14 protein-coding genes are annotated in these 20,573 nt (G+C 73.5%); 10 read left to right on the top strand and 4 right to left on the bottom strand.

All coding sequences use genetic code 11. The features are described 5' to 3' along the window. Nucleotides 1-44: 44 nt before the first annotated feature. From OIE67_RS24575 to OIE67_RS24565, 3 genes are all read left to right on the top strand, one after another. On the top strand, nucleotides 45-1,199 hold the full coding sequence (locus OIE67_RS24575; protein ID WP_326644166.1) for an amidohydrolase family protein: 1,155 nt from the start codon (nucleotides 45-47) through the stop codon (nucleotides 1,197-1,199). 187 nt (nucleotides 1,200-1,386) lie between these two features. Next, complete coding sequence (locus OIE67_RS24570) at nucleotides 1,387-2,676, top strand: M20 metallopeptidase family protein (RefSeq protein WP_326644164.1); 1,290 nt, start codon at nucleotides 1,387-1,389, stop codon at nucleotides 2,674-2,676. Between the two features lie 62 nt (nucleotides 2,677-2,738). After that, on the top strand, nucleotides 2,739-5,621 hold the full coding sequence (locus tag OIE67_RS24565) for a glycoside hydrolase family 2 TIM barrel-domain containing protein (RefSeq protein WP_326644162.1): 2,883 nt from the start codon (nucleotides 2,739-2,741) through the stop codon (nucleotides 5,619-5,621). A gap of 97 nt (nucleotides 5,622-5,718) precedes the next feature. Here OIE67_RS24565 and tuf read toward each other — a convergent pair whose 3' ends face one another. Continuing rightward, nucleotides 5,719-6,927 carry an elongation factor Tu gene (gene tuf / locus OIE67_RS24560; protein WP_106237253.1) on the bottom strand — a complete coding sequence of 403 codons (1,209 nt, stop codon included), beginning with the start codon at nucleotides 6,925-6,927 and terminating at the stop codon, nucleotides 5,719-5,721. Nucleotides 6,928-7,154: 227 nt separating this feature from the next. After that, nucleotides 7,155-8,450 (bottom strand): UDP-glucose dehydrogenase family protein, encoded by a 1,296-nt coding sequence (locus tag OIE67_RS24555; RefSeq protein WP_106237255.1) that lies wholly within the window; start codon nucleotides 8,448-8,450, stop codon nucleotides 7,155-7,157. A 245-nt stretch (nucleotides 8,451-8,695) separates the two neighbouring features. On the opposite strand from OIE67_RS24555, the gene OIE67_RS24550 reads away from it, so the two are divergent. From OIE67_RS24550 to OIE67_RS24520, 7 genes are all read left to right on the top strand, one after another. Further along, nucleotides 8,696-10,591 (top strand): S9 family peptidase, encoded by a 1,896-nt coding sequence (locus OIE67_RS24550; RefSeq protein WP_326644159.1) that lies wholly within the window; start codon nucleotides 8,696-8,698, stop codon nucleotides 10,589-10,591. After that, the gene (locus OIE67_RS24545) at nucleotides 10,555-11,865 is read left to right on the top strand and encodes a serine hydrolase domain-containing protein (RefSeq protein ID WP_326644157.1); all 1,311 of its coding nucleotides are present in this window, start codon (nucleotides 10,555-10,557) and stop codon (nucleotides 11,863-11,865) included. The genes OIE67_RS24550 and OIE67_RS24545 overlap by 37 nt, the downstream gene beginning before the upstream one ends. 34 nt (nucleotides 11,866-11,899) lie before the next feature. Next, on the top strand, nucleotides 11,900-13,489 hold the full coding sequence (locus tag OIE67_RS24540) for a PucR family transcriptional regulator (RefSeq protein WP_106237264.1): 1,590 nt from the start codon (nucleotides 11,900-11,902) through the stop codon (nucleotides 13,487-13,489). Between the two features lie 91 nt (nucleotides 13,490-13,580). Next, a complete protein-coding gene (locus tag OIE67_RS24535; protein WP_326644153.1) occupies nucleotides 13,581-15,164 on the top strand; it encodes an ABC transporter substrate-binding protein in 1,584 nt (527 codons plus the stop codon). 4 nt (nucleotides 15,165-15,168) lie between these two features. Then, a complete protein-coding gene (locus OIE67_RS24530; RefSeq protein WP_106237268.1) occupies nucleotides 15,169-16,110 on the top strand; it encodes an ABC transporter permease in 942 nt (313 codons plus the stop codon). Continuing rightward, a complete protein-coding gene (locus tag OIE67_RS24525) occupies nucleotides 16,110-17,924 on the top strand; it encodes a dipeptide/oligopeptide/nickel ABC transporter permease/ATP-binding protein (RefSeq protein ID WP_326644151.1) in 1,815 nt (604 codons plus the stop codon). Before OIE67_RS24530 ends, OIE67_RS24525 begins: the two co-directional genes overlap by 1 nt. Then, nucleotides 17,921-18,586: an ABC transporter ATP-binding protein gene (locus OIE67_RS24520; protein ID WP_106237272.1), complete on the top strand. Its 666-nt coding sequence runs from the start codon at nucleotides 17,921-17,923 to the stop codon at nucleotides 18,584-18,586. Before OIE67_RS24525 ends, OIE67_RS24520 begins: the two co-directional genes overlap by 4 nt. Here the strand turns inward: OIE67_RS24520 and menC are convergent. Next, a complete protein-coding gene (gene menC, locus OIE67_RS24515; protein WP_181307250.1) occupies nucleotides 18,576-19,676 on the bottom strand; it encodes an o-succinylbenzoate synthase in 1,101 nt (366 codons plus the stop codon). The two genes, OIE67_RS24520 and menC, sit on opposite strands and share 11 nt — an antisense overlap. 13 nt (nucleotides 19,677-19,689) lie before the next feature. Continuing rightward, complete coding sequence (locus OIE67_RS24510) at nucleotides 19,690-20,463, bottom strand: GNAT family N-acetyltransferase (RefSeq protein WP_326644147.1); 774 nt, start codon at nucleotides 20,461-20,463, stop codon at nucleotides 19,690-19,692. Between the last annotated feature and the right edge of the window lie 110 nt (nucleotides 20,464-20,573).

The raw sequence follows: 20,573 nt of genomic DNA, 5'->3' as shown, positions 1-20,573 counted from the left end.
CGAGGGTACGGGATCGTGCGACCGCCAGACGGGAGGAACCCCAGATGTCCGCTGAGCTCGATCTCGTGCCCGCCGCGCTCACCCAGGCCATCGACGAGCTGCCCCTGGTGGACCACCACGTGCACGGGGCGACCTCGCACGACCTGTCCCGCACGGCGTTCGAGGAACTGATCACCGAGTCCGACCGCCCCGTGCCGGAGTGGACCACCCAGTTCGACTCCCAGCTCGGGTTCGCCGTCCTGCGCCACTGCGCGCCCGTGCTCGGCCTCGAACCCTTCTGCACGCCGGAGGAGTACCTGGCCCGGCGCGCCAGGCTCGGCGCGGGCGAGGTCAACCGGCGGCTGCTCGGCGCCAGCGGGATCAGGCACTTCCTGGTCGAGACCGGCTACCGCGGCGACGAACTGCTCGGCCCTTCGGGGATGGCGGAGGCGAGCGGGGCGCCCACCGACGAGGTGGTGCGGCTGGAACAGGTGGCCGAGCGGGTGGCCGCCCTCGGGTGCGCGGCGGACGCGTTCGCCGACCGGTTCGGGCGGGCGCTGGACGAGCGCGCCCGTGCGGCGCGCGGGCTCAAGAGCGTCGCCGCCTACCGGTGCGGCCTCGACTTCGACCCCGCGCCGCCGTCGCCCGCCGAGGTGACCCTGGCCGCGGGGCGATGGCTGGACTCAGGTGGCGGGCGGCTGAGCGATCCGGTGCTGGTGCGGCACCTCATCTGGGCCGGACTGGAACGGGGGCTGCCGCTGCAGTTCCACATCGGCTACGGCGATCCCGACGTGGACCTGCGGCGGGCCGATCCGCTGCTGCTGCGCGGGCTGATCGAACTGGCCGAGCCCACCGGGGTGCCGCTGGTGCTGCTGCACTGTTATCCGTACCAGCGGCACGCGGGGTTCCTGGCGCAGGCGTACCCGAACGTGTTCTTCGACGTCGGCCTCGGGGTGAGCTACACGGGGGCGCGCAGCGTGGCGCTGGTGGCGGAGAGCCTGGAGGTGGCGCCGTTCGCCAAGATCCTGTTCTCCTCCGACGCCTTCGGGCCCGCCGAGCTGCACCACCTGGGGGCGTTGTTGTGGCGGCGGGCGATGGCGCGGGTCCTGGGCGGGTTCGTCGCCGACGGCGAGTGGTCGCTGGCGCAGGCGCTGCGGGTGGCCGGCATGGTGGGGGCGGGGAACGCGCGCCGTGTCTACGGGCTGGGATCCGGGGGATGAGAGAGGCGTTCGTGGTTCGGTGATTTTCGAGCGGGGGCAGTGAGTGAGTGCGAACGGCCGGAGGGCGGCCGCAGGTACGGGCAACCCGGAGACGGGCGCAGGCACGGGCGCAGGCACGGGCGCAGGCACGGGCGGTGGCGCGGGCGCAGGCACGGGCGGTGGCGCGGGTCCGGGGGCGGAGCTGCGGGTGGCGTTGCTGGCGGCGCTGGGCCGGGAACTGCCCGCCGCGGCGGCGTTGCGGCGTGAGTTGCACGCCCTGCCCAGGGTGTCCGGCCAGGAGGAGCCGACGCTGAAGCGGGTGCTCGACGCGCTGCCGGAAGGAGCCGTCGAGCAGGTGGCGGGCACCGGCGCGGTGCTGCGGATCGGCGGGGCGGGGCCGGCGGTGGGGATGCGCGGCGAGCTGGACGCGCTGCCCATCGCCGAGCAGACCGGCGTGCCGTGGGCCTCCGTCAACGGCGCCATGCACGCCTGCGGCCACGACGTCCACCTGGCCGCCGTCGTCGCCCTCGCCCGCGCCATCGCCGCCACCGGCGCCCGCGACGCGCACGCTTCCGACGGGTATGCCCGTGAGGCGCACGCGGCCGATGTGCGTGCTCGCGACGTGGGTGCGCCGGCGCCGTTGCTGGTCGTGTTGCAGCCGCGGGAGGAGACCTTTCCGTCCGGGGCGCTCGATGTCGTCGCGTCCGGGGTGCTCGGGCGGCATCGTGTGCAGGCCATGATCGGCGCGCACGTGCAGCCCGTGCTGGCCGGAGGGACGATCGCCTGCGCTCCCGGGCCGGTGAACGCCTCGTCGGACGAGTTCAGGGTGACCGTCAGGGGAGCCGAGGGGCACGCCGCCTACCCGCATCTGACCCGGGACCCGGTGCTGGCCATGGCGCAGGTGATCGTGGCGGCGCAGCAGCTCGTCAGCCGGGTCGCCGACCCCATGGTGCCGACCGTGGTCACGTTCGGGACGGTGAACGCGGGCAGCACGCCCAACGCCGTCCCCGGCGAGGCCGTGGCCAGAGGCACGCTGCGGACCATGTCCCGCAAGTGGCGCGAGCGGCTGCACGAGCGGTTCGCCCAGGTGGTGGAGGACACGGCGCGGGCGTACGGGTGCGTGGCCGAGGTCGAGATCCTGCCCGGCGAGCCGATCCTGGTCAACGACCGGGCGCTGGCCGTACGGGCGGGGGAGCGGCTGCGGGAGCAGGGGTGGACGGTCGACGACGAACTGCGCTCGTGCGGGGCCGACGACTTCGCGCGTTACGGCGAGGTGGCGCCGTCGCTGATGATGTTCGTGGGCGTGGACACCGCGGCCGGGCTGCACAGCCCCGGTTTCCTGCCGGACGACGACGCCGTGGGCGCGGTCGCCGAGGCGTTGCTGGCCGGCTACCTCGCCGCCTCCCCACCGGGCACCGGCGGGCCCTCATCGGATCTCGGGGAGGTGGTGTCCTCCCACCGCCGTAGCGGGCGGGTCGCGGGGCCGTTCGAGGGGTGATCGGTTACGGACGAAGACCTCAACGCTGACGAAACTCGGTCGAACCTCTAGGCTCGGCCGAGATGGACCTCGAAACTTTCTCCCCTGGTTCGGGCCGCCTCGAACCCCGGGCAGCCCTCCGTACAGACGCCCCTTCCGTTGATCTCAACGGGACGTGGCGCTTCCGCCTGTCGCCGACCGCGAACGTCCCCGAGGACTTCGCCGGGCCCGACTACGACGACTCGGGCTGGGACGACCTGCCCGTGCCGTCCCACTGGGTGCTGCACGGGCACGGTGCGCCCGCCTACACCAACGTCGTCTACCCGATCCCCGTCGACCCGCCGCGGGTGCCCGACGAGAACCCCACGGGCGACTACCGCCGCGTCTTCGACCTGCCCGAGGGCTGGACCGGCGGGCGGCTGCGGTTCGAGGGCGCGGAGTCCTTCGCCCGCGTCTGGCTGAACGGCCACGAGCTGGGCTTCTCGACCGGCAGCCGGCTGCCCGTCGAGTACGACGCCGGCCCCTACCTGCGTCCCGGCCGCAACGTGCTGGCCGTGCGCGTGCACCAGTGGTCGGCCGCCACGTACCTGGAGGACCAGGACATGTGGTGGCTGCCCGGCATCTTCCGCGACGTCACGCTCACCCGTTCGGCCGCCGACGTCTTCGTGCGCGCCTCCTACGCGGCGGACGGACGCGGCACGCTGAGCTTCGACGGCCCCGGCACGCTCAGCGTCCCCGAACTCGGCGTCGAGAACCTCGAACCGGGCACCGAGATCACGGTCGGCGTCCGGCCGTGGACGGCCGAGACCCCGCACCTGTACGACGCCGTGGTGACCTGCCCCGGCGAGACCGTACGGCTGCGCGTCGGCTTCCGCAGCATCTCCATCGAGGACGGCGTGCTCCTGGCCAACGGCCGGCCGCTGCTGCTCAAGGGCGTCAACCGGCACGAGTTCCACCCGGAGCACGGGCGCGCGGTGCCGTACGAGACGATGCGCGAGGACGTGCTGCTGATGAAGCGGCACAACGTCAACGCGGTCAGGACCAGCCACTACCCGCCGCACCCCGACTTCCTGGACCTGTGCGACGAGCTGGGCCTGTGGGTGATCGACGAGTGCGACCTGGAGACGCACGGCTTCGGCGGGTTCGGCTGGCGCGGCAACCCCACCGACGACCCGCGCTACGAGGACGCGCTGCTCGACCGCATGCGCCGGATGGTCGAACGCGACAAGAACCACCCCAGCGTCATCATGTGGTCGCTCGGCAACGAGGCCGGCGTCGGCCGCAACCTGGCCGTCATGGCGGCCTGGACGCGTGAGCGCGACCCGTCCAGGCCGCTGCACTACGAGGGCGACTGGTCGTGCGCGCACACCGACGTCTACTCCCGCATGTACGCCTCGCACGCCGAGGTCGAGGCCATCGGCCGGCGCGAGGAGGACCCGCTCGACGATCCGGAGCTGGACGCGCGGCGGCGGCAGCTGCCGTTCCTGCAGTGCGAGTACGCCCACGCCATGGGCAACGGGCCCGGCGGGCTGGCCGAGTACCAGGAGCTGTTCGAACGCTATCCGCGGCTGGCCGGCGGGTTCATCTGGGAGTGGATCGATCACGGGCTGGCGCATCCCGAGCACGGGTACGCCTACGGCGGCGACTACGGCGAGCCCGTGCACGACGGGAACTTCGTCATCGACGGTCTCGTGTTCCCCGACCGGACGCCGTCCCCCGGGCTGATCGACCTGAAGAAGGTGTTCGAACCGGTCAAATTCGAGTTCGGCGACGGGGTCGTCCGGGTCGTCAACGGCCATGGATTCACCGACCTTTCCCACCTGCGGTTCGTGGCCGTCGCGCAGGTCGAGGGGGAGACCGTCGCCGAGCACCGCCTCGACGTGCCCGCGGCGGGCGGCGAGTGCAAGCTGCCGGGCTTCCCGGACCGGCCGGGCGGCGAGCGGTGGCTGACCGTGCGCGCCGAGCTGGCCGCGGACGAGCCGTGGGCGCCGGCCGGACACGAGGTGGCCTGGGGGCAGGCGCTGCTGACGCTGCACGAGCCCGCGCCGAACGAGCTCCTCACCTCCTTCACCCGCGCCGCCGGCGAGCCGGCTGACGGCGCCGGGGTGAGCGACGGCGAGGCCGGTCAGGACGGGGGGGCGGGTGACGGCGTCGGCCTGCGGTACGGCGGAGGCGCGGGCGCCCGGGATGAGCTGATCGCGGGGGACAGCGCGTTCGACGCGGCCACCGGGCGGCTCGTGCGGCTGTTCGGTACGGAGGTGGAGGGGCCCCGGCTCGACCTGTGGCGGGCCCCCACCGACAACGACCGGGCCGATGGCCTGGCGGACAAGTGGCACCGGCTCGGCCTGCACCGCCTCACCCACCGGGTGGAGGAGATCACCGTAGGAGAGGAGCTGGTCGTGCGCACCCGGGTCGCGCCGGCGGCGACGAACCTGGGGATGCTGGCCACGTACCGGTGGACGTTCGACGGCGGCCTGCGGCTCGTCCTCGACATCGAGCCGGAGGGCAACTGGCGCGACCCGGTCGCCCGGATCGGGGTGACGATGACGCTGCCCGGCTCCGCGGTGGACCGGGTGACGTGGTTCGGGCCTGGGCCGGGGGAGGCGTACCCGGACACGGGCATGTCGGCCCGGGTCGGCCGGTGGTCGGCCACGGTCGAGGAGCTGCAGACGCCGTACGTGCGCCCGCAGGAGAACGGGCACCGCGCCGACGTGCGGTGGGCCGAGCTCGGCGGGATCCGGGTGTCCGGCGAGCCCGTGTTCGGGCTGACCACGCGCCGCTGGAGCGCCGCCGAGCTGGCCGCCGCCCGGCACCTGCCCGACCTGGTGGCGGGGGACCGGCTCCACCTCCACCTCGACCTCGCCCACCAGGGCATCGGCACGGCCACCTGCGGCCCGCGCCCGCTGCCCGCCTACGACCTGCTGGCCCGCCGCACCACCCTCCGCCTCCGCTTCGACCGCGCTTGACATGAAGCGGCCGGGCCCCGTGTGACGGGACCCGGCCGTTGGCCGATGCCCCGGTCGCGTGAGGCGACCGGGGCACCGCACCCGTCGGCACCAGGCGTCAGGCGACCTCCGCCGGGGCGGAGGGCCGGACGATCTCGGCCGGGGCGGCGAGGACGGTGCCGGCGCCGACCGTGAGGCCGCCCTCGCGGATCGCGAAGCCGAGCCCCGCCTCCAGCGCCACCGCCTTGCCCAGCTCGACCGCCACCTCCACCGTCTCGCCCGGCCGGGCGACGACGCCGGCGGGCAGGACGAGCTCACCCGGCACGTCCGTCGTGCGCAGGTAGAACTGCGGCCGGTACCCGGTCGCGATCGGCCGCCGCCGTCCGCCCTCCTCCGGCGTGAGGAGGTAGACGCGGGCGGTGAACGAGCCGAGGGCCCGCTGGCTGCCGGGCGCGGCCAGCACCATGCCCCTGCGCACCTGGTCCCTGCGGACCCCGCGCAGCAGCACGGCGGCGTTGTCGCCGGCCTCGCCCCGCTCCATCGTCTTGCCGAACGTCTCGACGCCCGTCACGACGGCGGAGAACCCGTCGCCGAACCCGATCGCCTCGACCGTGTCGCCGACCCGCACCGTGCCGCGCTCGATGGCGCCGGTGACGACCGTGCCGCGGCCGGTGACCGTCAGCACGTTCTCGACCGGCATCAGGAACGGCGCGTCCACGTACCGCACGGGCACGGGGATGTGCTCGTCCACCGCCCGCAGCAGCTCGTCGATCGACGCCGTCCAGGCGGGGTCGCCCTCGAGCGCCCGCAGCCCGGACACCCGGACCATCGGGACGTCGCGGTAGCCGTGCTCGGCGAGCAGCTCCTGCAGCTCCAGCTCGACCAGGTCGATCAGCTCCGGGTCGGCGCCGTCGGCCTTGTTGACCGCCACGACCAGGTGCTCGACGCCGACCCGCTTGGCGAGCAGCACGTGCTCCCTGGTCTGCGGCATGATGCCGTCGTGCGCGGACACGACGAGGATCGCGCCGTCGAGCTGCGCCGCCCCCGTGATCATGTTCTTCACGTAGTCGGCGTGGCCCGGCATGTCCACGTGGGCGTAGTGCCTGGTGGCGGTCTCGTACTCGACGTGCGAGATGTTGATCGTGATCCCCCTGGAGGCCTCCTCCGGGGTACGGTCGATCCGCTCGAACGGCGTGTACGTGGCCTGCCCGCGCCCGGCCAGCACCTTCGTGATGGCGGCGGTCAGCGTGGTCTTGCCGTGGTCGACGTGGCCCATCGTGCCGATGTTGAGATGCGGCTTGTTGCGTACGTAGGCCTGCTTGGCCATGGTTCCTTCCCTCGAAACCTGGAGTTTTCGCCGTGACCCGTCATGGGCCGGTCAACCTCTCCCCGCCGGGTCACGTGGACGTACGGGAAGAGGTCAGCGCTCCAGGCCGTCGCAGGCACGCCCGAGCGCGCCCGGCAGTGCGGGCGTCGCGAGGTGAGCGTGCTGGAACATGAGGAACATAGTGCGGGCTTCAGCACCGCGCCGCAACGGTTTATTCCGGGTGCCGGTCAGGGCCTTCCGACGCTCATGTACGTGTAGCCGAGCGCCCGCATCGCCGCCGGATCGAACAGGTTGCGGCCGTCGTAGAGCACGGGACGGCGCATGACCGACGCCGCGCCCGCCCAGTCGACCTCCTTCAGCTGCGGCCACTCGGTGACCACGATCGCCGCGTCGGCCCCCGCGAGGGCCAGCTCCGGCGTCGGGTGCCGGGTCGTCGAGCTCCACGGCTCCACGCCGGCCGGGCGCGCCATCGGGTCCCAGGTCCGCACCTCGGCGCCCTCGGCCAGCAGCCGGGCCGCCAGCACGGTGCTGGGCGCCTCGCGCATGTCGTCGGTGCCGGGCTTGAACGTCAGGCCGAGCAGCGCCACCCGCATGCCCGCCAGCGTGCCCAGCTCGTCGTGGAGTTTCTGCACGGCCCGGCGCTTCTGCAGGTTGTTGACGTCGATGACGGCCGACAGGAGCTGCAGGTGGTAGCCGGTGTTGCTGGCGAGCTGGCGCAGCGCCTCGGAGTCCTTGGGGAAGCAGGAGCCGCCCCAGCCGATGCCGGGACGCAGGAAGTGGGGGCCGAGGCGGTGGTCGAGGCCGACGGCGCGGGCGACCTCCTCGACGTCGGCGCCGGTCTTCTCGCACAGGGTGGCGATCTCGTTGATGAAGCTGATCTTCGTGGCGAGCAGCGCGTTGGAGGCCAGCTTGACCATCTCGGCCGAGCGCACGTCCATCACCACGACCGGGCCGTCGACGCCGTCGTGCAGGTCGGTGATCAGGGCGGCGGTGGCCTCGTCGGCCGAGCCGATGACGATGCGGTCGGGCTTGAGGAAGTCGGTGACCGCCCGGCCCTCGGCGGTGAACTCGGGGTTGGCGGCGTAGCCGACGTGCGCCAGGCCCGCCGCGTCGAGCGCGGCCCGCACGCGCGCGCCCGTGCCCACCGGGACGGTCGACTTCACCACGACGGCCTTGAGGTGCGCCGCGCCCTCCAGCGACTTCACCACCGCCCACAGCCGGGACAGGTCGGCGTCGCCGGAGGCCGAGGGCGGGGTGTCCACGCACACGTAGGCGATCTCGGCGCCGTCGAGCGTCTCGGCCAGGTCGAGGGTGAAGGTCAGCCGCTCCTTGTTCCTGGCGATCATGTCGCCCAGGCCGGGCTCGTAGATCGGCACGTCGCCGGCCCGCAGCAGGGCGACCTTGTCCGGATCGATGTCGCGGACCACCACCCGGTGGCCGAGCTCGGCGAGGCAGGCGCCGGTCACCAGACCGATGTATCCGGCGCCGAACACGGCGACGTGGCGTTCCGGCTTGCCGACCATGGCTGACCATCCATTCTCGCGGGCGTCAGGGCGCGCCCGCCGTTCGGGGGAGAGAGGTGCCGAAACCGGCGCGGGATCTTCACTTTAACGTTGGCCTTCACATTCTCCCCGACCAGCCGTCACGTCCTGTACGCGAGCCCCGCCACCGGTGTCCGCCCACCCGGTTGGCGGTGAGCACAACGGGGGCGGCCCTGTTCGTCGCGCACGCCGAAGCAGGAGGCTGAACGGTGGCCTACGGTTCGGATATGCCACGACTCGCCCTGGAGGACTTGCACCGTTTCGCCGTACCCTCCGATCCCGCGCTGCGCCCCGACGGCGGCGCGGTCGCGTACACGCTGACCACCGTCGACCGGGACGGCGACGAGAACCGCTCGGAGATCTGGCTCGTCTCCTGCGACGACCCCGGCGCGCAGCCGCGCCGCCTGGCCGCGGGCAGCTCACCCCGCTGGTCGCCGGACGGCCGCACGCTCGCGTTCCTGCGCCCGGCGGGCGGCGGCGCGGCCCAGCTCCACCTGCTGCCGATGGACGGCGGCGAGCCCTCCGTCCTGACCTCGGCCGCGCTCGGCGCGGGGGCGGCGTGCTGGTCGCCCGACGGGACCCGGATCGCCTACTCGGGCCCGTCGGGGCCGGGCGGGCAGGCGCCCGACCCGAACGCCCCCGTCGTCGCCGACCGGCTCGACCACAAGGCCGACGGGGCCGGGCTGCTGCGCGGCGTCACCACGCAGCTGTTCGTGGTGGACGTAGCCTCGGGCGAGTCCGCGCAGGTCACCGAGGGCGACTTCCACGCGGGAGAGCCGTCGTGGGCGCCGGACGGCAGCCGCCTGGCGTTCGTGGCCGACATGGAGCCCGACCGCGACCTGGAGTACGGCGGCGCGGTGTACCTCGTGCCGCCCGAGGGCGGCGTGCCCGAGCGGCTGACCGACCCCGGGATCATCTGCGCCGGCGTGTGGTGGCTCGGCGACCGCCTGCTGATCGCCGGGATGAAGGGCGAGCTCGTCGGGCACGTCCGGCTCTACACGCTCGACCCCGGCGGCGACGGGGGCGTGGCCGAGGTGGAGACGGGGCTCGACCGCAACGTCATGCTCGGCCACCCCGGCTATCCCGGCGCCACCCCGGCGCTGCTCGGCGGCGAACTGGTCTTCTGCGTCCGCGACCGCGGCTGCTCCCACCTCTACCAGGCGCCAGGCCGCCGGCTCGTGCCCGTGAAGGAGCCCGAGGAGGTGAGCGTGTCCGGCGCGAGCGTGGCCGCGGGGCGGATCGCGTACGTGGCCGCCGATCCGCGCACCGCGGGCGAGGTCTTCCTGCTGGAGCCCGGCGGGGGCGAGCCGCGCCGGCTCACCGGTCACGCCCTGCCGGACGCGGAGCCGTACACGCCGGTCCGGCGCACCTTCACCGCGCCCGACGGCACCGAGATCGAGGGCTTCGTCCTGCGCGACGAGAACGCCACCACCCCGGGCCCGCTGCTGCTGGACGTCCACGGCGGCCCGCACAACGCCTGGGCTCCCGTGCTCGACGGCTTCCACCTCTACCACCACGTCCTGGCGGCGCGCGGCTGGACCGTGCTGGCGCTCAACCCGCGCGGCAGCGACGGCTACGGTGAGGCGTTCTACACCGCCGCCGTCGGCGCGTGGGGCCTGGCCGACACCCAGGACTTCCTGGCCGCGATCGATGACCTGGTGGCCGACGGCGTCGCCGACCCCGAGCGGCTGGCCGTCACCGGCTACAGCTACGGCGGCTACATGACGTGCTGGCTGACCGGCGCCACCGACCGGTTCAAGGCGGCGATCGCCGGCGGCGCCGTCACCGACCTGGCCGTCGTGGGCGGCACCTCCGACGTCGGCCACCTGCTCGCCACCCAGGAGTGCCCGGGCGACCTGGCCGCCCAGTCACCGTTGACCAGGGTGGGGGAGGTCACCGCGCCCACCCTGCTGCTGCACGGCGAGAACGACGACCGGTGCCCCATCGGCCAGTCGGAGCAGTGGTTCGCCGCGCTGCGCGAGCGGCGGGTGCCCGTCCGGCTCGTGCGCTACCCGGGGGCCTCCCACCTGTTCATCCTGAACGGCCGGCCCTCACACCGCTATGACTACAACGAAAGGATCCTCGCGTGGCTGGAGCAATGGGTCAGCGGCTCCCCGAGCTGATCGCCGAGTACGAGGTGCCCGGCGCGGCGCTGGCGTACCTGCACGAGGGAGAACTGCACGAGTTCGCCGCCGGCACCCTGAACAAGGCCACCGGCGTCGACGTCACCACCGACTCGCTCTTCCAGATCGGCTCGGTCACCAAGGTCTACACGTCGACCCTGATCATGCAGCAGATCGAGCAGGGCCGGCTCACCCTCGACACGCCGGTGCTGGAGGTGCTGCCCGAGTTCAAGGTGGCCGACGCCGAGGTCACCAAGAAGGTGACGATCAGGCATCTGCTCACCCACACCAGCGGCATCGACGGCGACCTGTTCCTCGACACCGGGCGCGGCGACGACTGCGTGGAGAAGTACGTCGCGGCCTGCGCCGACCTGGCCCAGAACCACCCGCTCGGCGTCACCCAGTCCTACTGCAACTCGGGCTTCAGCATCGCCGGCCGCGTGCTGGAGAAGCTGACCGGCAAGCGCTGGGACGACGTGCTGCGCGAGGGCATCGGCGAGCCGCTCGGCCTCACCCACACCTGGACCCTGCCCGAGGACGTGCTGCGCTTCCGCGCCGCCATGGGCCACGTGGACGGCGAGCCCGCCCCGGTGTGGGGGCTCATGCGCTCGGCGGGCCCGGCCGGCCTGATCTGCGCCCGCCCCGCCGACGTGGTGGCCTTCGCCAGGGCCCACCTGGAAGGCGGCCTGCTGGAGAACCCGCAGGTCATGTGGGAGCCGCAGGTGGACATCCCCAACCCGTACGCGCTCGGCCGCCACTGGGGCGTGGGCTGGATCGTGGACGAGTGGAGCGGCCAGCGCGTCATCTCCCACGGCGGCAACACCATCGGCCAGCACGCGATGCTCTGGGCCGTGCCCGGCACCGGCACCATCGCCTGCGTCACCGTCAACGGCGGCCACTCCGGCGCGTTCACCCACCGCGTGGCGACCGAGCTGTTCGCCGAGCTCGACGGCCTGTCCGTACCGGCCACGCTGGGCCCGCCCGAGACGCCGGTCGAGGTGGACGCCTCCCGCTACGTCGGCCGTTACGAGCGCGCGGGTGCCATCCTCGACGTGTCGCTGCGCGACGGCAAGCCGTGGCTGCGGATGGAGGCCACCGGCGCGCTGGCCGAGCTGGAGAAGCCGCAGGAGTTCGAGCTCGTCCCGGTCGACGAGACGACGTTCGTGCTCAAGTCGCCCGAGGACCCGTCCTGGCTGTCCGCGGTGTTCTACGAGCTGCCCGACGGCTCCCCGTACGTGCACCTGGGCGCCCGCGCGACGCCGAAGACCGGCTGAGGCGGCCGCCCGCGCCGTGGACTATCGTGACCGGATGAAGAACCGCCCACGCGCCAGTCTCGGGCGGATCCTGCACGACCTCGGCACGACGGTGCTCGACGTGGCCGCCTCGCCCGGCTCGCTCGACGCCGAGGTGACGGGGGTGCACATCTACGACCCGCTCGACGAGCTGATCGTCCCCTCGGGGGCGATCCTGCTCGCGGTCGGCGTGCAGGGCGCGGACGACATCTGCGCCCTGCTCGCCCGGGCCCCGCACGCCACCGGCATGGTGGTCAAGCTGCCGGTGGACGTGGACGAGCGGGTGCGCGCGGCCGTGCTGGAGACCGGCGTGGCCGTGCTCGGCCTCACCCGTGCCGCCTCCTGGGCGCAGGTGGCGGCGCTGCTGCGCTCCCTGCTGGCCGAGGGCGACCTGGCCGAGCCGGGGGAGGGCGCGTACGGCGACCTGTTCTCCCTGGCCAACGCCGTCTGCGCGCTGCTGGACGCGCCCGTGACGATCGAGGACAGGTCCTCGCGGGTGCTGGCCTTCTCCGGACGCCAGGACGAGACCGACCCCGGCCGGGTGGAGACCGTGCTGGGCCTGCAGGTGCCCGAGCGCTACCTGCGCCAGCTCGACGCCCAGGGCGTCTTCAAGCGCCTCTACCAGAGCCACGAGCCGATCCACATCGAGCTCGACGACGACGACATCGTCAACCGGGCCGCGATGGCGGTGCGGGTCGGCGACGAGATCCTCGGCTCCATCTGGGCGGTCGTGCACGAGCCGCTCAGCCCGCAGCGGCAGCGCGCGCTCGCCGACGCGGCCAAGATCGTGGCGCTGCAACTCCTGCGCGAACGGGCCGGGGCCGACACCCAGCGGCGGCTGCGCGCCGACCTGCTGTCCACGGTCCTGGCCGGCGGTGCCGACGCCGCCGAGGCGGCCGGCCGGCTGGGCATCGCCACCACCCGCCTGTGCGTGCTGGCCGCCCAGCTCGCGGGCGTGCCCGCCGACCCGGCGCAGGGCGAGAGCGACAGGCAGCGCTTCTGCGATGCGCTCGCGCTGCACGTCGCCGCCATCCATCCGAAGGCCGCGGCGGCGCTGGTCGGCTCCGTCGCGTACGCGGTGCTGCCGCTGGCCGCCGGCGGCGACGAGGAGGCGCGGGCCGTCCGCGTGGCCGAGAGCTTCCTGGCCAGGGTGGGCCCCCGCCACGCGGCCAACATCGGCGTCGGCCGCCTCGCGCTCAGCCTCGCCCAGGTCGCCAGGTCCAGGGCCGACGCCGACCGCGCCCTGCGCGTGCTGCGCGCCGGCGGCACCGCCGGCCAGGCCGCCGGATACACCGGGGTGCACTTCGAGTCGCTGCTGCTCCAGGTGGCCGACGTGGCCGCCGCCGAGGACCAGGCGCCCACCGGGCCCTACCAGCGGCTGCTCGACCACGACGCCGAACACGGCACCGAACTGGCCGCCACACTGGGGGCCTATCTCGACGCGTTCGGCGACGTCAACCAGGCCGCCGCCCGCGTCCACGTGCACGCCAACACCTTCCGCTACCGGCTCAAACGCCTGGTCGAGATCAGCGGGCTCGACCTGGCCGACCCCGACGCCAGGCTCACCGTGATGCTGCAGATGAGGATCTTCGGACGCCAGCACTAGCGGCCCCGGCTTTTTCGTGACCGGCCACGAAGAAGGGGCCGGGGGTGAGCGGGGAAGGTGGTGCTCTCCCCCTCGCTCGTCTGGAGTGCCCATGAGAACACCGATAGCGGCGGCCCTCACCGCGCTCGCCCTGCTCGCGGCCGCCTGCGGAGGCACCGACGGGGGTGGCGAAGGAGGTGGCGGGCCGGCCGGGGGCGGCACGTTCACCTACGCCCTCTCGGCCGACCCCGGCGTGCTCGACCCTTCCGGGGCCGTGCTCAACGTCACCATCACCACGCTGTCCCTCGCCTACGACACCCTGGTCGGCGTCTCCAAGGACGGCAAGACCATGCCCCTCCTGGCGGAGAAGTGGGAGGTCGAGCCGGACAAGGTCACCTTCACCCTGCGCAAGGACGCCACCTGCTCGGACGGCTCGCCGGTCACACCCACCGACGTGGCCAAGAGCGTCAACCACATCGCCGACCCCGCCACCAAGTCGCCCATCTACGGCGTGATCGTGCCCGCCGGCATGAAGGCCGAGGCCGACGAGGCGGCCGGCACCGTGACCCTGTCGATGCCGGAGCCGTTCAGCTTCATCCTGGAGACCGCCCGGTCGCTCTACGTCGTCTGCGGCAAGGGCCACGAGGACCGCTCCCTGCTGGCCCGCGGCACCTCCGGCAGCGGCCCCTACAAGCTCACCGAGGCCGTGCCCGGCGACCACTACACGTTCAAGGCCCGCAGGGAGTACGCCTGGGGCCAGGAGGGCGGCACCGGCAAGGACATCCCGGAGACCGTGGTGGTGAAGATCATGCCGAACGAGCAGACCGCCGCCAACCTGCTCATCTCCGGCGGCCTGAACGGCGCCCTCGTCCTCGGCCCCGACCGCGCCCGCCTGGAGGCCGCCCCCGGCATCGGCAAGGTGGTCGAACCGCTCCAGAACGGCCAGTTCTTCTACCACCAGGGTGACGACAGGCCCGCCCACGACCCAGCCGTGCGCAAGGCGCTCACCCAGGCCGTCAACCTCAAGGAGCTGGCCGGGATCGCCACCAGCGGCACCGGCAAGCCCGCCACCGGCCTCGTCCTGCACCCGCGCCCCTGCCAGGGCGACTCCGTCACCGGGCACGTGCCGGCCTACGACGAGGCCGCCGCCAAGGCGGCGCTCGACGCGGCGGGCTGGAAGCCCGGCCCCGACGGCATCCGGGTCAAGGACGGCAAGCGGCTCACCCTGCGCTACCTCTACGCCACCACCAAGGGCGCCGGGACGCAGGCCGCGGCCGAATACCTGGCCGCCGCCTGGCGCAAGGTCGGCGCCGAGGTGAAGCTGAACGGCCAGATCGACACCAAGCTGGCCGAGTCCCTCAACGCCACCCAGGACTGGGACGTCATCTGGCTGCCCATCGGCGTCACGCTGCCGAGCCAGCTCATCGGCTTCCTGTCCGGACCCGCCGCCCCCAAGGGCGCCAACTTCGCGCACCTGGCGAACAAGAAGTACGAGAAGCTCGTCGCCGAGGCCGGCCGGGTTCCCGCCACCGAGGGCTGCCCGAAGTGGCTGGAGGCGGAGTCGGCCCTGTTCGACTCGGCCGACCTGGTGCCCGTGGTCGAGCAGACCGTCCTCCAGGCCACCAAGGGCGCCACGTACCAGCAGTACGCCGGGGTGTTCGTGCCCGCCACGATCCGGCTGACCCAGGGAGGCTGACTGAATGACCCGCCGTCTCGGCGTGCGGCGACTGGTGCGGTTCGCGGTGTCGCTGGGGGTGCTCATGGTGGTGTCGTTCGCGATGATCCACCTGATCCCCGGCGACCCCGTCCGCGCCGCCCTGGGCCCGGCCGCTCCTCTGGAGCTGGTCGAGGCCCGCCGGGCGGCGCTCGGCCTCGACCGGCCGCTGCCGGAGCAGCTGCTCACGTACGTCACCGGCGTCGTGACGGGCGACTTCGGCACCTCGTTCCTCACCGGCGAGCCGGTCGGGGAGGTGATCGCCAGCCGACTGCCCAACACCCTGTCGCTGGCGCTGCTCGCCACCGCCGTGGCGCTGCTGATCGCCGTGCCGCTCGGGATGTGGGCCGCCGTCCGCACCGAGAACGGCCGCAACCGGGGCACCGAGCTCGGCTTCAGCGCCACCACCGGCACCGCCGTGGCCGTGCCCGAATTCCTGTACGCCATCGCGCTCGTGACCGTCTTCGCCATCGCGCTCGGCTGGTTCCCACCGGCCGGCAAGGCGGGGCCGCTCACGTACGTGCTGCCCGTCCTGGCCCTGTCGCTGGGCCCGGCCGCCATGATCGCCCGCATCTCGCGCGTGGAGACGCTGCGCGAGCTGGCCAAGGACTACGTGCGCCTGGCCCGCGCCAAACGGCTGCCCGCCGCCCGACTGCACCTGCGGCACGTGCTGCCCAACACGCTGACCGCCACCCTGACCGTCGGCGGCCTGCTGCTGACCTCGCTCATCGCCGGCGGCGTGCTGGTCGAGTACGTCTTCGCCTGGCCCGGGCTCGGCCTGAAGATCGTCGAGTCCATCACACAGAAGGACTATCCGGTGGCCCAGGGCGTGATCCTCGTCTACGGCGCCCTCGTCCTGGTCGTCAACCTCGCGGTCGACCTGGTGCTTGGCGCGCTCGACCCGACGTCCGCCATCAAGGAGGCCTGATGACCGGCTGGTCGCGCAGGAACGCGCCGGGAGTCGCGGGGGCCGTCATCGTGGCGGCGATGGCCGTGCTGGCCGTCGTGGGGCCGCCCATCTGGGGCGACGAGGCCGTGCGCATCGACGCCGCCGCGATCCTTCAGGGAGCCTCGCCCGGCCATCCGCTCGGCACCGACAACCTCGGCCGCGACCTGCTGGCCAGGGTCCTGGTGGCCGGGCGGTACTCGCTGCTGCTGGCGCTGGCGGCCACCGCCATCGGCGCGGTGGCCGGCATCGTGCTCGGCACCCTGCCCTCGGTGCTGCCCAGGCGCGCCGCCCGGCTGGCCACCGGCACGGTCAACGCCCTGGTGGCCTTCCCCGGGCTGCTGCTGGCCATGTTCACGGCGGTCGTCACCGGGCTGGGCGCGCGCGGCGCGGTGCTCGGCATCGGGGCGGCCATCGCCCCCGGCTTCGCCCGGCTCACCCAGACGCTGGCCGCCACCGTCGCGAACGCCGACTACGTCTCGGCCGCCCGCATGCTCGGCGTGCCCCGCCGCCGCATCCTGACCAGGCACGTGCTGCCCAACATCGCCGAGCCGCTCATCCTCAACCTCACCCAGGCGCTCGGCGGCGCGCTGCTCGGCCTGGCCGGGATGTCGTTCCTCGGGCTCGGCGTGCAGCCGCCCGACTTCGACTGGGGCCGGCTGCTGTTCGACGGCTTCCCGCGCATCTACGTCACGCCGGAGGTGGCGCTCGGCCCGGCCGCCGCCGTCGCGCTCGCCGGGATCGGCTTCAACCTGCTCGGCGACGCCCTGGCCAGGGCCGCCGCGCGGACGTCCGTCGTCCGCGAGCGGACGCCGGCCCCGCCCGTCGCGGACGGCGCGGGCGAGCCGGACCCCGGCGCGGTGCTGGAGGTACGCGACCTGACCGTCACCTTCCCCGGCGGCGTCACCCCCGTGCGGCAGCTCTCCCTGACCGTGGCGCCCGGCGAGATCGTCGGCCTCGTGGGCGAGTCCGGCAGCGGCAAGAGCCTGACCGCCGCCGCCATCGGCGGGCTCGTCCCCTACCCGGGGACCGTCACGCACACGGCGCTGCGCCTGGGCGGCAGAGACGTCGCCACGCTGTCGGACAAGGAGCTCGGCACCGCGCTCGCCATGGTCTTCCAGGACCCGCTCGCCGCGCTCAACCCGGCGCTCAAGGTGGGCGGGCAGCTGGCCGAGGTGGCCATCGTGCACGAGGGCGCCGACCGCGCCGAGGCCCGCCGCCGCGCCGTGGACCGGCTCGGCCACGTCCACCTGCCGGAACCGGAACGCCGCGCCAGGCAGCATCCGCACGAGCTGTCCGGCGGCATGCGGCAGCGCGCCGTGATCGCGATGGGCCTCATGGGCACGCCGCGCCTGATCGTCGCCGACGAGCCCACGACCGCGCTCGACGTGACCGTGCAGCGGCAGATCCTGCGGCTGCTGCGCGAGGTCGTCGAGGAGACGGGCGCGGCCACCCTGTTCATCTCCCACGACATCGCCGTCGTGGGCGAGCTGTGCGACCGGGTTGTGGTCATGTACGCGGGCCGCGTCGTCGAGGAGCTGCCCGCCGGCCGGCTGGCGGACGGGGCCGCGCACCCGTACACGAAGGCGCTCATCGCCTCCCTGCCCGACCTGGACACCGACCGCTCCACGCCGCTGGCGGGCATCGCCGGCACCCAGCCCGCCCCCGGCCAGATCGGCCTCGGGTGCGCGTTCGCCCCCCGATGCCCGCTGGCCACCGCCCGGTGCGAGTCCGAGCGGCCAGAACTCGTCGCGCACGGCCCCGGGCAGCGGGTCGCCTGCTGGGAGGTCAAATGATCATCAAGAACCTGAGCGTGCGCTTCGGCGCCTTCACCGCCGTGGACGACGTCACGCTGGAGATCCCCGACGGCGGCGTCGTCGGGCTCGTCGGCGAGTCGGGATCGGGCAAGTCGTCGCTGGCCAGGGCCGTGTGCGGGCTCGTGCCGCACACCGGCAGCGTGGAGGGCGCCCGCCGCGTGCAGATGGTGTTCCAGGACCCGTACGCCTCGCTGAACCCCCGCATGACCGTCGGCAGGACCATCGCCGAGGGCGCCGGGCCGAAAGAGGTGGAGCGGCTGCTCGGCCTCGTCCGCCTGCCCGCCGAGCTGGCCGGGCGCTACCCGCGCGAGCTGTCGGGCGGGCAGCGCCAGCGCGTCGCCATCGCCCGGGCCCTCGGCGGGAACCCCGGCCTGCTGGTCGCCGACGAGATCACCAGCTCGCTCGACGTGTCCGTGCAGGGCGCGGTGCTCAACCTCGTCCGCGGGCTGCGCGACGAGCTGGGCCTGACGATGTTGTTCATCTCGCACAACCTGGCCGTGGTCAGGTACGTCGCCGACGTGGTCGCCGTCATGCACCACGGCCGCCTGGTCGAGGTCGGGCCCACCGAACAGGTCGTCGGTGAGCCCGCGCACGAATACACCCGCGCCCTGCTGGCCGCGGTGCCCAGGCTCAGAGGGTGATCCACTCCGTGGCCGTGGTCACCTCGTCGAGCACGGCCGGGATCGGCTCCACGCCCAGCCCCGGCCCGGCGGGCACCTCCAGATGCCCGTCCGCCAGCTCGAACGGCTCGGTGACGTCGGTCGCGTAGTAGCGCCGCGAGCCGGAGGTGTCGCCCGGCAGTGTGAAGCCCGGCAGGGCGGCCAGCGCCACGTTGGCCGCCCGGCCCAGGCCGGTCTCCAGCATGCCGCCGCACCACACCGCGACGCCGTTGGCCCGGCACAGGTCGTGGATCCGGCGCGCCTCCAGGTAGCCGCCGATCCGGCCCGGCTTGATGTTGATGATCGAGCACGACCCGAGCGCGATGGCTGCGGCGGCGTGCTCGGCCGACTCGATCGACTCGTCCAGGCAGACCGGCGTCCGCAGCTGCGTGGCCAGCTTGGCGTGCTGGACCAGGTCGTCGTTGGCCAGCGGCTGCTCGATCAGCAGCAGGTCGAACGGGTCGAGCCGGGCCAGGTGGCGGGCGTCGGTGAGGGAGTAGGCGGCGTTCGCGTCCACCTGGAGCAGCAGGTCGTCGCCGAAGCGTTCGCGCACCGCCCGCACCGGCTCGACGTCCCAGCCGGGCTCGATCTTCAGCTTGATGCGCACGTACCCCTCGTCGATGAAGCCCGCCACGGCGTCGAGGAGCTGCGGGACAGAGTCCATGATGCCGACCGACACCCCGCACGGCACGCGCGTCCTGGCCGCGCCGAGGAAGCGGCCGAACGACTGGCCCGCCGCCCGCAGCTGCGCGTCCAGCACCGCCGTCTCCACCGCCGCCTTGGCCATGCGGTGCCCCTTGATCGGTTCGAGGGCGCGGCCGACGTCCTGCGCGTCGAGGGTCCGCGGCAGCCTCGGCAGCAGGAAGCGGCGGATCACCTCGGCGGCGCCGTCGACGTACTCGGAGGAGTAGAGCGGCCCGGACATCGCCACGCACTCGCCCCAGCCCTCCGCGTCGGGCGTCACCACCCGCACCAGCAGGATGTCACGGGAGGTCTCGGTCCCGAACGAGGTGCGGAACGGCGCCACCAGCGGCATCGCGATCCGGCGCAGCTCTACTCCGGTGATCTTCACTTGCTCTCCCACTTCACTGTCTCTCCAACCTCTCCAACACGTAGTACGACTTCCCGCAGAACCCCGTGACCTCGCGGCCCTGCGCCATCAGGCCCCCCAGCACCTCACGCACGGCGTGCCGCCAGGCCTTGCCGGCTCCCGGGTCGGCCCGGCGCAACCCCTCGATGTCGGACGGCACCGCGACCAGCACGGTCGCGGCGTCGTCCGGCCCGGGGACCGGGCGCCCGCCCTCGTCGGCCAGCGCCACCACCGCGTCAGCGGGAACCGGCGCGACGTACGGCTCCCGCCGCGCCAGCGCCTCCACGTGCGGCGCGGTCAGCGGCCAGGACGCCAGCAGCCGGTCCGACTCGTCGCCCTGGTTGATCGCGTCCTCCATCACGCCGTAGAAGGCCGGCAGGTACTCCACCGGCCTGGCGCCCAGCTTGGCCAGGTTGAAGTGCGCGTTGCGGCGCACCAGCGGGTCGTAGGTCCAGGTGATGCGCTCCAGGCCGCGCTCCAGAGCCCAGCGCCGCTGGTGCTGCTTGAGCAGGAACCCGATGCCGTGCCCGGCCGTCGCGCCCGTGACGTGGGAGTGCAGCGCGCCCCCTGCCGCCAGGAATCCCACGGAGGCGCCCACCATGCGCTCCCCCTCGAACGCCCCGGCCACGTAGCCGCCGGCGTGCGCCAGCGCCCGCATCAGCTCCAGTGTGATCGGCGGGTCGCCGGAGCCGAAGTGCCAGATGCCGTCGAACAGCGCGTTCACGCCTTCGAGCTCCGGCACCTCATGGAGCTCCCTGACCTCGATCAACGGCCCACCCTTTCTCACGGACATCTCATGGCGACGGTATGCCATCGTCGTTCGCCGATGTTCGTGCGGATTCACCAAGACGACCCCGCTCTTTCGTGGCCCCGCCCTAT

The sequence above is a fragment of the Nonomuraea fuscirosea genome, assembly GCF_035917475.1.
Lineage (GTDB): Bacteria > Actinomycetota > Actinomycetes > Streptosporangiales > Streptosporangiaceae > Nonomuraea > Nonomuraea fuscirosea.
Note: the sequence above shows the minus strand (reverse complement) of the source record. Positions and strands in the feature narration are given on the sequence as shown.